This window comes from Methylophilus medardicus (assembly GCF_006363955.1).
Taxonomy (GTDB): domain Bacteria; phylum Pseudomonadota; class Gammaproteobacteria; order Burkholderiales; family Methylophilaceae; genus Methylophilus; species Methylophilus medardensis.
In genome coordinates this window covers 1,994,396-2,006,949 of sequence record NZ_CP040948.1, presented here as the reverse complement: position 1 = coordinate 2,006,949, position 12,554 = coordinate 1,994,396, and the positions used below count along the sequence as shown (strand labels likewise).

Sequence of the window (12,554 nt, the reverse complement as noted above, 5' to 3'; positions counted from 1 at the left end):
AATCATTGAATGGTGCACGCGATCAACAGCCTAATCAAAATCAATGGTGAGACCCTTTCGGCTTTGCCACAGGATTTGTATATCCCCCCAGATGCATTGGAGGTCTATCTGGAGGCATTTGAGGGGCCGCTGGATTTATTGCTCTATCTCATCCGTAAACATAATCTGGATATTCTTGATATTCCCATGGCGGATCTCACCGTGCAGTACATGACGTATGTGGACAAAATGAAGGCGATTAACCTTGAACTCGCCGCCGACTACCTGCTGATGTCTGCCATGCTGATTGAGATCAAGTCCCGCATGCTATTGCCCAAGCCCGCTGCTGTGGAGGAAGAGGACGATCCGCGAGCGGAATTGGTAAGACGATTAATGGAATACGAAGCGATTAAACGCGCGGCGCAGCGCCTCGATGCGATGCCCAAAGTGGGGCAGGAAATTGAAGTGGCCGCAGCATACTTTCAGCCTGTCAGCCAAATGAAGCCGCCAGAAGTGAATTTAGAAGATTTGGTCGAGGCATGGCGCAATGTCCTCAAACGCGCCAAGTTGCATCAACACCATAAACTTGGTCGCGCTGAGCTCTCTGTGCGAGAACACATGAGTTTGTTGTTGCGCCGCTTAAGCAAAACCCCCGTCTTGCGTTTTGATGAGCTGTTTGACGTGGCGAAAGAGGGCATACCAACACTGGTCGTGCATTTTTTGGCCATGCTGGAATTAGCCAAAGAGGGCCTGATTCGGATCACGCAACAAGATGCATTTGGCCCCATTTATGTGCAGGCCAGTCACTCGAGCTAGGCAAACAACAGATGCGCGAACCCGACAATATTGCACAAATGAAAGCCATTTTAGAAGCAGCGCTGTTGACGTCCCCGCAACCTTTGGCGCTGGACGACCTGCTCAAGCTGTTTGCGGGACGGATGGAGCGCGCAACTTTACGCATGTTGCTCGATGAGTTAAAAGCGGATTGGATGGAAAAAACACTGGAGCTGGTGCAGGTCGCGAGTGGCTACCGTTTTCAGGCAAAAGAAGCGTACGGTGAATATTTATCCCGTTTAAACCCAGAGCGGCAGCCCAAATATTCACGCGCAGTGATGGAAACCCTTGCCATCATTGCATACCGACAGCCGGTGACCCGCGGTGATATTGAGCAAATTCGCGGCGTAGCGGTAAACCCGAATGTCATTCGGCAACTGCAAGAGCGTGACTGGATTGATATAGTGGGCCAACGCGAGGTCCCGGGCAGACCCGCTTTGTATGCCACCACAAAACATTTTTTGGATGATTTGAATTTGCGCTCGCTGGCCGAGTTGCCGCCGTTTGAAGCGTTTGCACAAAGCGAAATACCCTTAGAATAAATCTCATGCCAGACAACGTGCTTAAAATCAGAATCAGCCATGGTGCGAATGTTGCGCTCGGTCCGGGCAAAATAGACCTGTTACAACATATCGCGCAGCACGGCTCTATTTCGGCGGCGGCCAAGCAAATGCGCATGTCCTACCGGCGTGCATGGGAGCTGGTCGATGTGATGAATCGCAGTTTTGATCAGCCTTTGGTGGTGAGCACTGCGGGTGGGTCGCACGGTGGCGGGGCGCAAGTCACCGAATTTGGCCATGCGCTGATCATGGCTTACCAGCAGATACTGGAAAAGTCTGCGCTTGCCGCAGCTGCTGAATTACAGCTCATCACACAGCATTTGAAAAGAAATTGATTTTTTGTAGTTATCGTCATGCATGAATGGGTATAACGATGGTAGCATCATGCCAAATGGGTGGCTATGACGAATGGTCAAGAGAGTGATCGCAATGGAAAAGTGGATATGGTTGGGCCTTAGCCTGATCAGCCTCTGCGCGCAGGCTGATGAAAAGAAGGTCAGGATTTTTGCTGCGGCCAGCTTGACCGACGTGATGAATGTGTTGATCAAGCAATACAGTAAGCAAACCGGCGAGCCATTGGTGCCGGTCTATGGCGGATCCGGTACGCTGGCTAAGCAGCTTGAACAGGGGGCGCCTGGGGACTTGTTTATTTCCGCCGATGAAAAATGGATGCAATATTTAAAAGATAAACAACTGGTTCAAGTGGCGTCGATCAAACCTTGGTTGAGCAACCGGCTGGTCATGGTCACCCCGCTGGCAAAGCCGCTGAGCATCCGGGCGGAGCCGAGCACCGATATTCGCCAGCAAGCCCCGGGGTATTGGTGTACTGGGGATACGCTGTCGGTGCCGGTGGGCATCTATGCCAAACAGTCGCTGATGGCCCTCGGTTGGTGGGAAACGCTCAAAGGCAGGTTGGTCAGTACACAAGATGTCAGAGCGACCTTGCGTCTGGTCGAGCGGGATGAGTGTGATGTGGGTATCGTTTATGCGAGCGATGCGCAGTCCTCCAGTCAAGTAAAAGTGGCTGGCGAGTTTCCTGAAAACAGTCATGTGCCTATCGTCTATCCGATGGCGCTGTTGCCTCAGGCCGGGGCGCAAGCAAACGGTTTTTACCGTTATCTACAATCAGCAGAAGCAAAAAAATGGTTGATCTCCTTCGGTTTTAAGCCCGTTTTTGCGGATTCATTGGGTGAATAGGGTGTCGATGCTCTCTGCTGAAGAACTGACCATTGTGCTGCTGTCGCTTAAAGTTGCCGCTTGTTGCGTGTGCGTGCTGCTATTGCCTGCGATCGGCATGGCCTGGGTGCTGGCGCGCAAGCGATTCTGGGGGCATGCCTTGTTGGATGCGCTGGTGCATTTGCCTATGGTGTTACCGCCGGTGGTGCTGGGGTATATGTTATTGGTTTTACTTGGCCGACGCGGCTGGATAGGGGCGCGCTTGTATGAGCAGTTTCATCTCCAACTCACTTTTCATTGGTGGGGGGCGGTCATCGCTTCTGCGGTGATGGCTTTTCCGCTGATGGTGCGTGCGATCCGTCAGGCATTGGTGCAAGTGAACCCGCTACTCGAGCAAGCAGCGCAGACACTGGGTGCGACACCGCTGAAAGTCTTTTTCACTATTAGCTTGCCGCTGGCCTATCACGGGGTACTCACCGGCGCCATTTTGGCATTTAGCCGAAGTTTGGGTGAGTTTGGCGCGACCATCACCTTTGCCGGCAACCTCGAGGGTGAGACGCGTACTTTGCCTTTAGCTATTTATAGTCTCACGCAGTCGCCTGATGGCGATGCCGCCGCTTTGCGGCTCGTGGTGCTAAGCATATTGGTCTCGGTGATCGCCTTGCTGGTCAGCCAATGGCTTGAGCAACGCCTGCTTAGAAAACAACAATGACGTTCTCGGTAGATATTCAAATACAGCAGCCCTATGCTGGCGCGAATCCCTTCAGTCTGGAGGCTCGCTTTGAATTGCTGCCCGGTCGCTGCTTGGGCATCATGGGCGCGTCAGGATCGGGTAAAACGACTTTGTTGCATGCGATCGCAGGGTTGGTGTCACCGAGCGCTGGTCGAATCATGAGTGGCAGTGAATGCTGGTTTGATCCTACGCAAGCCATCCAACTGCCGCCTTGGCAACGTCCAGTTGGCGTGGTGTTTCAAGAGGGGCGCTTATTTCCACATCTGAGTGTAGAACAGAATTTGCGCTATGGGCTCCCCGCAGGCGCAACGGGCATTCAGATCAAAGACGTGGTTGAAGTGCTGGGGATGCATACATTGCTCAAACGCAAGCCCAGTCAGTTATCCGGCGGTGAAAAGCAACGGGTGGCTATTGGCCGTGCCTTATTGCGTCAGCCAGCGGTGCTGCTGATGGATGAGCCATTGAGTGCCTTGGATGCGACGCTCAAACAACAACTGTTGCCTTACATTCGGCAAGTCATTGCCACTTTTGAGGTGCCAACAATTTATGTCAGTCATTTGAGTGAAGAGGTGGCCGCTGTGGCCGATGAAGTGCTGACGCTGACGCAAGGAGTGTTGCGTCAGCCCGGTTAACGCGCTAAGCGCGCATTAGTGGTGATGGCCACCCGCGCCATGCACGTGTTGATGCGAGATTTCTTCTTGGTTGGCAGAACGCACGCTAGCAATGGTCGCAGTAAACAGTAAGCGTTGGCCCGCCCATGGATGGTTGCCATCCACCACCACTTTGCCATCGGCAATATCGGTAATCGTGTATAAAATCACGTCACCGGTTTCGTCTTCACCTTCAAATTGCATGCCAATTTTCAGGTCTTCGCTCGGGAAAGCACTGGCTGGTTCGATTTGCACCAGGCCGTCGTCATATTCCCCAAATGCATCTTCTGGATCCAAGCTGACTTCCACCTGATCGCCGACGTTTTTACCGTGCATGGCTTCTTCCACTTTAGGAAAAATGTTGTCATAACCGCCGTGCAGATAAGCCACCGGATCCTTGCTTTCTTCCAAGGTGTCGCCTTCGCTGTTTTGCAGTTTGTAGGTCATGGTGACCACGGTGTTCATCGCTACTTGCATGTCTAAAGTCCTAAAGTTCTTTGATAAAACAGTATTCTAAAGGATATTGTCGGCATGTGTCATTCTTGGCGACGATAATGTTGCCCATAACGCTGACGCCATTGCCAAGGCGGCACCGGGTTAGCATCATGCCACAAGCCTAAGCCCTGCTGCTGTGCCTGCTGTTGCAACACCGACAATGCGGCGCGCTGAGAGTATCGCGCATTAAACCAGGCCATGCCTAAGGACACTTGTGACTCGCTGGCATCTACCTCGTTGCAATATAAATGCCCGAGCGTTCTTCCGTACATATCTTGTCCTTGCGTGATCACGGTGATGGTTGCTTGATCACACAATTTGCTTAGGCTGCGTTTGGATTGTTGACCAAATGCTTGTTGACGCTCAGGTGCGTCGATATCCAATAAACGCAGGTGATAGGTGATCGCCTGTTCTCGAATAATCACTGTGTCGCCATCAATGACTTTTTCAAGTACGGTTTGCGCTTGCGCCCCAAGGCATAGGGCGGCAAATAGACCACCTATGAGCCAGCCTATCTTTTGCATCTGTTTTAATCCAACAGGCTGGTGTAGTTGTCCGGCGCCAATACACTGGGGACCGCTTCTGGCAAGAGGTCTGGATAGTCTTTGCTAAAGTGCAAGCCGCGACTTTCGTGGCGATCGATCGCGCAACGCACAATCAGCTCCGCCACTTGCAATAGATTACGCAATTCAATTAAATCGTGACTGACTTTAAAATTGCTGTAAAACTCGTGGACTTCGTCCCTCAGCATGTGAATACGATGCAAGGCGCGGCTTAAGCGCTTGGTGGTACGCACAATTCCCACGTAATTCCACATGAAACGGCGTAACTCATCCCATGTATGTGTAATTAATACTTCTTCATCGGCATCCGTCACCCGACTTTCATCCCAATCCGGCAAGGTGATGGTCGGTTGCAGGCCCAGCGTCTCGATGTCTGTTGCGCAGCTTTGGCTAAAGGCTAAACACTCCAATAAAGAATTGCTGGCCAGCCGGTTGGCACCGTGTAAGCCAGTGCACGCAGTTTCGCCAATCGCATATAGACAATCAATGTCAGTTCGGCCATGCATGTCAGTCATGACGCCGCCGCAAGTGTAGTGGGCGGCAGGCACTACCGGGATCGGCTGCTTGCTGATATCAATGCCCAATTCTAGGCAGCGTTGGTAAATGTTCGGAAAATGCGATTGAATGAATGCCAGCGGTTTGTGGCTAATATCTAAATAAACACAGTCAAGACCGCGTTTTTTCATTTCAAAGTCGATCGCACGCGCCACGACGTCGCGCGGTGCCAGTTCAGCGCGTGCATCGTGCCAGGGCATAAATCGTGTGCCGTCAGGCAGCAGTAGCAAGCCACCTTCGCCGCGAAGCACCTCAGAAATTAAAAATGATTTGGCATGCGGATGGTACAAACAGGTCGGGTGAAACTGAATGAACTCCATATTGGCCACACGGCAGCCCGCGCGCCAAGCCATGGCGATGCCATCGCCAGTGCTGATGTCGGGGTTGGTGGTATAAAGGTACACTTTGCCCGCGCCACCTGAGGCCATGACGGTGTATTGCGCAGACAGGGTAATCACTTTTCCTGTTTGATTGTCTAGCACATATGCACCGAGGCAGCGGTTAGGCCCATCATTTGCTGTTTGTCTGAACAGTTTGTGTGTGGTGATGAGATCCACCGCGATGTGGTTTTCGAGGATAGTAATGTTTGGATGCTCGCGCACACGATCAGTCAGCGTGGTTTGTACCGCTTGACCAGTGGCGTCTGCGACGTGCACCACGCGCCGGTGGCTGTGCCCGCCTTCGCGCGTCAGATGCAATCGCGCGTCATCGGCCTCGCGGGTGAAATTCACGCCCTGTTGCAATAACCACTCAATACTTGCCTGGCCATTATTGACCACCATGCGCGTGACTTCGCTGTCACACAAACCGGCGCCGGCATCCAGCGTATCTTGAATATGCGCCTCTAATGAGTCTTCGCTGTTGAGCACAGCGGCTATCCCGCCTTGCGCCCAGTTGCTTGCACTCATGGCAAGCTCGCGTTTGCTAAGAATACACACTCGGTGTTGATCGGCTAAACGAAGCGCCAGTGATTGACCGGCCAAGCCACTACCTATAATCAGAATATCGAACACTTTATTCATTTTTGTTTTGCGATCAAGGGAACTTTGATGGTGAATGCAAGCTCAGACAGGAGTCAGTCAAGCGTGTTGCAGTGGCAGGCAAAAAAATAAGGGATGAGGCGATGTTAAACACAGCAAATTTAGAGGCGTTAACGCGTACCGGGTTCGTCGAAAATAATACTAAAGCGTATACTACTCCCAATCATAAAATTACCCAAGGGAGTCATCGGGATATGACTGTTCAGGCGGCGCACGCCAAACAGCAAGAGAACAAAGAGTTTGATCAAATGCTGGTTGAACGTGCTCAGCAAGGTGACAAACGAGCCTTTGGATTGTTGGTTGAGAAATATCATCGTAAACTCGGTCGCTTGTTGTCGCGCATGATTCGTGACCAAGCAGAGGTCGAGGACGTTGTCCAAGAGTCTTTTATCAAGGCTTATCGGGCATTGCACAGCTTTAGAGGCGACAGTGCTTTTTATACTTGGCTGTATCGCATTGGTATCAATACGGCCAAAAACTATTTGGTATCACTCGGCCGTAAGCCACAAGTGATGCAAGATGTGGAACTCGAAGACGTTGAAAACTTCGACGAAGCCAATGATATGCGCACCATGGAGACGCCTGAAACGTCGTTGATGACCAAAGAAATCGCGCAAACAGTCAATGATGCCATTGCAGCGTTGCCTGACGAACTTCGGACAGCGATTACCTTGCGTGAGCTGGAAGGGCTAAGTTACGAGGATATTGCAAATGTGATGCAGTGTCCGATTGGCACCGTTCGGTCACGTATTTTCCGCGCACGTGAAACCATCGCTGCAAAATTGAGGCCTTTGTTGGATACGCCTCAACACAAGCGTTGGTAACGGGCGCATTCGCTACAAAAACATACACGAGTATATAGGTGTTATGACAAATTTTCTGTTAAATGCTAACATAAAAACATTGATTGATTTGGGGTTATTATGAAGCAGCAATTATCTGCATTAGTCGACGGTGAAGTCGACGTTGAACGCTGTGAACATATTTTTCTGGCAGCAAAATCTACCGGTGAAGTAGCACAGGCTTGGCGCGAATATCATGTGATTCGGGATGTGATGCGAGAAGATTATTGGAACGAATCCGATTTGACCAGCCGCATTATGGCCAATCTTGATGATGAGCCCACCCTACTTGCGCCGCAGGCCGTGAGTGCGTCTGAAAAAGTGACTCACATTCGGCCGCGCTTTAGTACCTACAGCTGGTCGATTGCAGCTTCGGTAGCGGCAGCTTTCTTCGTTGGACTATTTGTCTTCAATCAGCCAGCGCCCAACACGGCAATGCAAATCGCGGACAAAGACACCGACCAATACGTTGTCGCACATCACAACTTCGCACCTAGTAGCGCAACTTACTACATGCAAAACGTAGCCTTTAGCGCTGGCGAATAACATTATTGCTGCTAAAGGTATGTCATTGAAGCTTGTTTTCCGTGCTTTTTTCCTGCCAGCATTATTGCTGGCAGTCTTCAATCAATCCGTCTATGCCGAAGAGGACCTTTGGGTCACGATGCAAAAAACGGCCTCTGCCGCGCGAGAATTAAATTACCAAGGCCTGTTTGTTTACCACAACGGCGCAACTATACGTTCTGTGCAGATCACGCACATGTACGAAGGCGGCCGCGAATTTTCGCGCAACGTAGTGCTCGATGGACGCCCGCGCGAAGTATTCAGTGAAGGGGATGATATTGTCATTTTCAACGCAAAGAACGACAAAATAGTCATTGAAAAGCGGCGCGGCCAGAATTTATTTCCGGCGATGTTGCCTACGCAGCTGTATCCGCTCAAGCAAAATTACAAGCTGAAGTATGTTGGTCAGGAGCGTATTGCCGGGCGTTTAGCGCAAGTCATCGATATGGTACCCAACGATAATTTACGCTATCAATATCGTGTTTGGTCGGACGCTGAATATGGCTTGCTGCTGAAAATGAGTATGGTGGATGCGCAAGGCCACACATTGGAGCAGATTGGGTTTAATCAAGTCTCGATGTTGCAGACCAAAGACTTAGATTGGTTTCAACCGAAAATTGATGCCACGAAACCTTACGTCATGGACGACAGCACCGATCTCACGCACATCGAAGACAATTTGGTGATTGCTAACTTACCCACAGGCTACAAAAAAGTCGATCAAATTCAATTGAAAGTGCAAGGGAAAAATACCACTGTGCAACAATTGATTTTTTCAGATGGGCTTGCTTCCGTCTCATTGTTTGTCGAGCCGATAGTCAAGGGCATGCAAGCACGGGTAGGCAAAAAAAACATGGGCTCGACGAATGTGTATGCACATGTGTTAAATGGTTATCAATTGGTGGTGGTAGGTGAAGTGCCTGCACAGACGGTTGAACAAATCGCACAGCAAGTAACTTTCAAAAAATAGTGCGTCGCTCAATTACAAATTCCATATCGTGCAAAACGACGCACTTCCGTCCTAACAATCTCTTGTATTTCGCATGGCAATCCCCATGTCATGTGAGTGAAACTTTCGCGGATCAAAATCCCCGAGCGTCGCTCTCTAGATGGCGCAAATTCATTTTTAATAATCATTAAATGGTAAAAATAATCATGATGAGACAATGGTTTTTTGGTGTGATGCTGGCGTGTGCTGTGACAATGACTTTGCCAGTGGCTGTTGTAGCCAAAGATTTACCCGATTTCACCGAGTTGGCTGAAAAGCAAGGTCCTGCTGTGGTCAATATCAGCATCACTTCGGTGGTGCACGGGCCCGGCAGTATCGGTTTTCCTGGCATGCCGAATGACGAGAATCTGCAGGAGTTTTTGCGCCGATTTGGCATCCCAGGCATGCCGGGCGCACCCGGCCAAGAGGGTGGCCAAGACTACAAAACGCAATCCTTGGGTTCGGGGTTTATTATCAGTGCTGATGGTTATATTTTGACTAATGCCCACGTGGTGAGCGAGGCGGATGAGGTGCTGGTTAAGTTGTATGACAAGCGCGAGTTCAAAGCGAAAATTATCGGTGCGGACAAGCGTACCGATGTTGCCCTAATTAAAATTGAAGCGACTGGTTTACCCAAAGTGACGGTGGGCGACCCAAATCTGCTAAAAGTAGGCGAATGGGTCGCCGCGATTGGTTCACCGTTTGGTCTTGAAAATACCATGACCGCTGGCATTGTCAGTGCCAAAGGCCGCGCATTGCCACAAGAGAACTATGTCCCGTTTATTCAAACCGACGTTGCCATCAACCCCGGCAACTCTGGCGGACCATTGTTTAACTTGCGTGGCGAAGTTGTTGGAGTCAATTCACAAATCTACAGCAAAAATGGCGGCTCTATGGGTTTGTCATTCAGTATCCCGATTGATGTCGCGATTGATATTTCTAATCAGTTGAAATCTAACGGTCGCATTGCGCGTGGCTGGTTAGGCATTGGTATTCAAGAAGTCACTAAAGATCTCGCCGAGTCGTTCGGTCTTAAGCAAACTAGTGGCGCTTTGATTGCCGGGATTGAAAAAAATAGCCCGGCTGACAAGGGTGGTTTAGAGGCTGGCGATATCATTCTTAAATTTGATGGCAAGCCGATTGCAACTTCGAGTGATTTGCCGCGCGTCGTGGCAGCCACCAAGCCAGGCAAAGTGGTGCCGGTAGAGATTGTGCGCAAAGGGAGCAATAAAACGCTGCAGTTGGGTGTGGGTGAAATGCCAAGTGAGCAAACCGATGCGCCAGCTATCAACAAAGAGCCTGGCAAACCGGAAGCCAACAAAATTGGCTTGACCTTACGTGAGTTGACGGCGATACAAAAGAAAAAACTCAATGGTAAAAATGGCTTGCTGGTGATCGACAGTGCCGGCGCTGCCGCACAAGCGGGGATTCGCCGTGGCGATGTGATCCTTGGTCTGAATAACAATGAAACGCAGAGCGTTGACCTGTTCAACAAACAAATTAATGCTGTGCCGTCAGGCAAGACGGTCGCCGTGTTGGTTCTTCGCGGCGACAGCACCCTGTATGTGCCGATTAAAATGAAATAATTGGCATCTCATGCGGGACACAAAGAGACAGCGTGTAGCTGTCTTTTTGTTTTTTTGCTTGTTAAAATTGAGCGCTGCCGCAAGGATGCGATGACAAAATAAATCACTGATATTCATACATTTGCTGTAAAATACAGCCCATTTGAAAGGCGCTTCAAGCGCCTTTCTTGCTTGTCACTAACCCACAATACAACATGAAAAATATCCGTAATTTTTCGATCATCGCGCACATTGATCACGGCAAATCAACCCTAGCAGACCGCATTATTCAATTATGCGGTGGTCTTGAGGCGCGCGAGATGGAAGCGCAAGTGCTAGATAGCATGGATATCGAGCGTGAGCGCGGCATTACCATCAAAGCGCAAACCGCTGCCTTGCAATACAAGGCCAACAATGGCGAAATCTATCAGCTGAATTTGATTGATACTCCCGGCCATGTGGATTTTAGCTACGAAGTCAGTCGGTCTTTGTCGGCTTGTGAAGGCGCGCTTTTAGTGGTGGATGCCTCGCAAGGGGTTGAGGCGCAAAGCGTGGCTAACTGTTATACCGCAATTGATCTCGGGGTAGAAGTGACGCCGGTGCTCAACAAGATTGATTTGCCTTCCGCCGATCCAGTTCGGGTGTCGCAAGAGATTGAAGACGTAATTGGGGTGGATGCGACCGATGCTGTCCGCTGCTCGGCTAAAACAGGTGAAGGTGTGCGTGACGTGCTTGAAGAAGTGGTCGCCAAAGTGCCGCCGCCGGTGGGCGATGTGGACGCGCCGTTGAAGGCATTAGTGATTGATGCTTGGTTTGATAATTATGTCGGTGTGGTGATGTTGGTGCGTGTGGTGGATGGTGTGCTGCGCGCGAAAGAGAAAATTCGCTTAATGGCGACCGGCGCCGAGTATTTGTGTGAGCAAGTGGGTGTGTTTACGCCAAAGTCGTTACAACGCACTCAATTGAGCGCGGGCGAAGTTGGGTTTATCATCGCGGGCATTAAAGAGTTAGCGGCTGCAAAAGTAGGCGACACGGTCACCTTGGCTGGTCGGCCGGCCGCGGCAGCATTGCCTGGATTTAAAGAGGTGAAGCCGCAGGTGTTTGCTGGCCTATATCCGGTTGAATCTAACCAGTTTGAAGCCTTGCGTACCGCCCTAGAAAAGCTCAGCCTGAATGATTCGAGTTTGCAATTTGAGCCAGAAAATTCCACCGCACTGGGTTTTGGATTCCGTTGTGGTTTTCTGGGTTTATTGCACATGGAGATCGTACAAGAGCGCCTAGAGCGCGAGTACGACATGGACCTGATTACCACGGCGCCAACCGTGATCTATGAACTGTTGCTTAGAACCGGTGAAGTGGTGCAGATCGAAAACCCTTCCCGCCTGCCAGAGCCGTCGCGTGTCGAAGAGATTCGCGAGCCGATGATTGTGGTGAATTTATTGATGCCACAAGACTATGTGGGGCCAGTGATGACCCTATGTAATAACAAGCGCGGTATCCAACGCAACATGCAATACATGGGCCGGCAGGTCATGTTGAGCTACGAAATGCCACTCAACGAAGTGGTGCTCGATTTCTTTGACAAATTAAAATCAGTCTCGCGTGGCTATGCTTCCATGGACTACGAGTTTCTCGAGTTTCGTGCCGCAGACCTAGTCAAACTGGATATCATGGTCAATGGTGAGCGCGTAGATGCGTTGAGTTTGATTGTGCATCGTGCCAACAGCCTTTACCGTGGCCGCGAGCTGGTATCTAAAATGCGCGAATTGATTCCGCGCCAGATGTTTGACATTGCAATCCAAGCCTCTATTGGGGCCAATATTATTGCTCGCGAAACGGTTAAAGCCATGCGTAAAAACGTGATTGCTAAATGTTATGGCGGCGATATTACGCGTAAACGTAAGTTGCTGGAAAAACAAAAAGAAGGTAAAAAGCGTATGAAGCAAGTGGGTAACGTGGAGATTCCACAAGAAGCCTTCCTTGCTATTTTGCGTGTAGAAGATAAATAGT

Annotated in this window: 14 protein-coding genes; 11 read left to right on the top strand and 3 right to left on the bottom strand. The window is 50.4% G+C overall.

The window, feature by feature from the left end:
* The first annotated feature begins 9 nt into the window (after positions 1–9).
* The 6 genes from FIT99_RS09495 (at position 10) to FIT99_RS09470 (ending at position 3,914) form a co-directional block, all read left to right on the top strand.
* Positions 10–795, top strand: a complete 786-nt coding sequence (locus FIT99_RS09495) for a segregation and condensation protein A (protein WP_140004064.1) — start codon at positions 10–12, stop codon at positions 793–795.
* 11 nt (positions 796–806) lie between these two features.
* Positions 807–1,355: an SMC-Scp complex subunit ScpB gene (gene scpB, locus FIT99_RS09490; protein ID WP_140004063.1), complete on the top strand. Its 549-nt coding sequence runs from the start codon at positions 807–809 to the stop codon at positions 1,353–1,355.
* A gap of 5 nt (positions 1,356–1,360) precedes the next feature.
* On the top strand, positions 1,361–1,708 hold the full coding sequence (locus tag FIT99_RS09485; protein ID WP_140004062.1) for a winged helix-turn-helix domain-containing protein: 348 nt from the start codon (positions 1,361–1,363) through the stop codon (positions 1,706–1,708).
* A 94-nt stretch (positions 1,709–1,802) separates the two neighbouring features.
* Complete coding sequence (modA, locus tag FIT99_RS09480; protein WP_140004061.1) at positions 1,803–2,570, top strand: molybdate ABC transporter substrate-binding protein; 768 nt, start codon at positions 1,803–1,805, stop codon at positions 2,568–2,570.
* Positions 2,571–2,577: 7 nt separating this feature from the next.
* Entirely contained in the window at positions 2,578–3,261 is a 684-nt protein-coding gene (modB, locus tag FIT99_RS09475; protein WP_140004720.1) for a molybdate ABC transporter permease subunit, read from the top strand.
* The gene (locus tag FIT99_RS09470; RefSeq protein WP_140004060.1) at positions 3,258–3,914 is read left to right on the top strand and encodes an ATP-binding cassette domain-containing protein; all 657 of its coding nucleotides are present in this window, start codon (positions 3,258–3,260) and stop codon (positions 3,912–3,914) included. The genes modB and FIT99_RS09470 overlap by 4 nt, the downstream gene beginning before the upstream one ends.
* 15 nt (positions 3,915–3,929) lie before the next feature.
* On the opposite strand, the gene FIT99_RS09465 is transcribed toward FIT99_RS09470, so the two are convergent.
* From FIT99_RS09465 to nadB, 3 genes are read right to left on the bottom strand one after another with little or no spacing between them, the layout of a single operon-like run.
* Positions 3,930–4,409, bottom strand: a complete 480-nt coding sequence (locus FIT99_RS09465; protein ID WP_189524729.1) for an FKBP-type peptidyl-prolyl cis-trans isomerase — start codon at positions 4,407–4,409, stop codon at positions 3,930–3,932.
* A 59-nt stretch (positions 4,410–4,468) separates the two neighbouring features.
* Positions 4,469–4,951, bottom strand: coding sequence for a thermonuclease family protein (locus FIT99_RS09460; protein ID WP_140004059.1), 483 nt, complete (start codon positions 4,949–4,951; stop codon positions 4,469–4,471).
* A gap of 5 nt (positions 4,952–4,956) precedes the next feature.
* Positions 4,957–6,567: an L-aspartate oxidase gene (gene nadB, locus FIT99_RS09455; RefSeq protein WP_140004058.1), complete on the bottom strand. Its 1,611-nt coding sequence runs from the start codon at positions 6,565–6,567 to the stop codon at positions 4,957–4,959.
* Positions 6,568–6,779: 212 nt separating this feature from the next.
* Here nadB and rpoE point away from each other — a divergent pair, with 212 nt between their 5' ends.
* From rpoE to lepA, 5 genes are all read left to right on the top strand, one after another.
* A complete protein-coding gene (gene rpoE / locus FIT99_RS09450; RefSeq protein ID WP_140004718.1) occupies positions 6,780–7,409 on the top strand; it encodes an RNA polymerase sigma factor RpoE in 630 nt (209 codons plus the stop codon).
* A 99-nt stretch (positions 7,410–7,508) separates the two neighbouring features.
* Complete coding sequence (locus FIT99_RS09445) at positions 7,509–7,973, top strand: sigma-E factor negative regulatory protein (RefSeq protein WP_140004057.1); 465 nt, start codon at positions 7,509–7,511, stop codon at positions 7,971–7,973.
* A 19-nt stretch (positions 7,974–7,992) separates the two neighbouring features.
* Entirely contained in the window at positions 7,993–8,961 is a 969-nt protein-coding gene (locus FIT99_RS09440) for a MucB/RseB C-terminal domain-containing protein (protein WP_140004056.1), read from the top strand.
* A 185-nt stretch (positions 8,962–9,146) separates the two neighbouring features.
* On the top strand, positions 9,147–10,565 hold the full coding sequence (locus FIT99_RS09435) for a DegQ family serine endoprotease (protein WP_140004055.1): 1,419 nt from the start codon (positions 9,147–9,149) through the stop codon (positions 10,563–10,565).
* Positions 10,566–10,759: 194 nt separating this feature from the next.
* Complete coding sequence (lepA, locus tag FIT99_RS09430; protein ID WP_140004054.1) at positions 10,760–12,553, top strand: translation elongation factor 4; 1,794 nt, start codon at positions 10,760–10,762, stop codon at positions 12,551–12,553.
* Position 12,554 lies beyond the last annotated feature (1 nt).

What these genes read in the sequence shown, in the direction of transcription:
- FIT99_RS09495 (WP_140004064.1), top strand. Translation starts at nt 10, where the DNA reads ATGGTGCACGCGATCAACAGCCTAATCAAAATCAATGGTGAGACCCTT.
- scpB (WP_140004063.1), top strand. Translation starts at nt 807, where the DNA reads ATGCGCGAACCCGACAATATTGCACAAATGAAAGCCATTTTAGAAGCA.
- FIT99_RS09485 (WP_140004062.1), top strand. Translation starts at nt 1,361, where the DNA reads ATGCCAGACAACGTGCTTAAAATCAGAATCAGCCATGGTGCGAATGTT.
- modA (WP_140004061.1), top strand. Translation starts at nt 1,803, where the DNA reads ATGGAAAAGTGGATATGGTTGGGCCTTAGCCTGATCAGCCTCTGCGCG.
- modB (WP_140004720.1), top strand. Translation starts at nt 2,578, where the DNA reads ATGCTCTCTGCTGAAGAACTGACCATTGTGCTGCTGTCGCTTAAAGTT.
- FIT99_RS09470 (WP_140004060.1), top strand. Translation starts at nt 3,258, where the DNA reads ATGACGTTCTCGGTAGATATTCAAATACAGCAGCCCTATGCTGGCGCG.
- FIT99_RS09465 (WP_189524729.1), bottom strand. Translation starts at nt 4,409, where the DNA reads ATGCAAGTAGCGATGAACACCGTGGTCACCATGACCTACAAACTGCAA.
- FIT99_RS09460 (WP_140004059.1), bottom strand. Translation starts at nt 4,951, where the DNA reads ATGCAAAAGATAGGCTGGCTCATAGGTGGTCTATTTGCCGCCCTATGC.
- nadB (WP_140004058.1), bottom strand. Translation starts at nt 6,567, where the DNA reads ATGAATAAAGTGTTCGATATTCTGATTATAGGTAGTGGCTTGGCCGGT.
- rpoE (WP_140004718.1), top strand. Translation starts at nt 6,780, where the DNA reads ATGACTGTTCAGGCGGCGCACGCCAAACAGCAAGAGAACAAAGAGTTT.
- FIT99_RS09445 (WP_140004057.1), top strand. Translation starts at nt 7,509, where the DNA reads ATGAAGCAGCAATTATCTGCATTAGTCGACGGTGAAGTCGACGTTGAA.
- FIT99_RS09440 (WP_140004056.1), top strand. Translation starts at nt 7,993, where the DNA reads ATGTCATTGAAGCTTGTTTTCCGTGCTTTTTTCCTGCCAGCATTATTG.
- FIT99_RS09435 (WP_140004055.1), top strand. Translation starts at nt 9,147, where the DNA reads ATGATGAGACAATGGTTTTTTGGTGTGATGCTGGCGTGTGCTGTGACA.
- lepA (WP_140004054.1), top strand. Translation starts at nt 10,760, where the DNA reads ATGAAAAATATCCGTAATTTTTCGATCATCGCGCACATTGATCACGGC.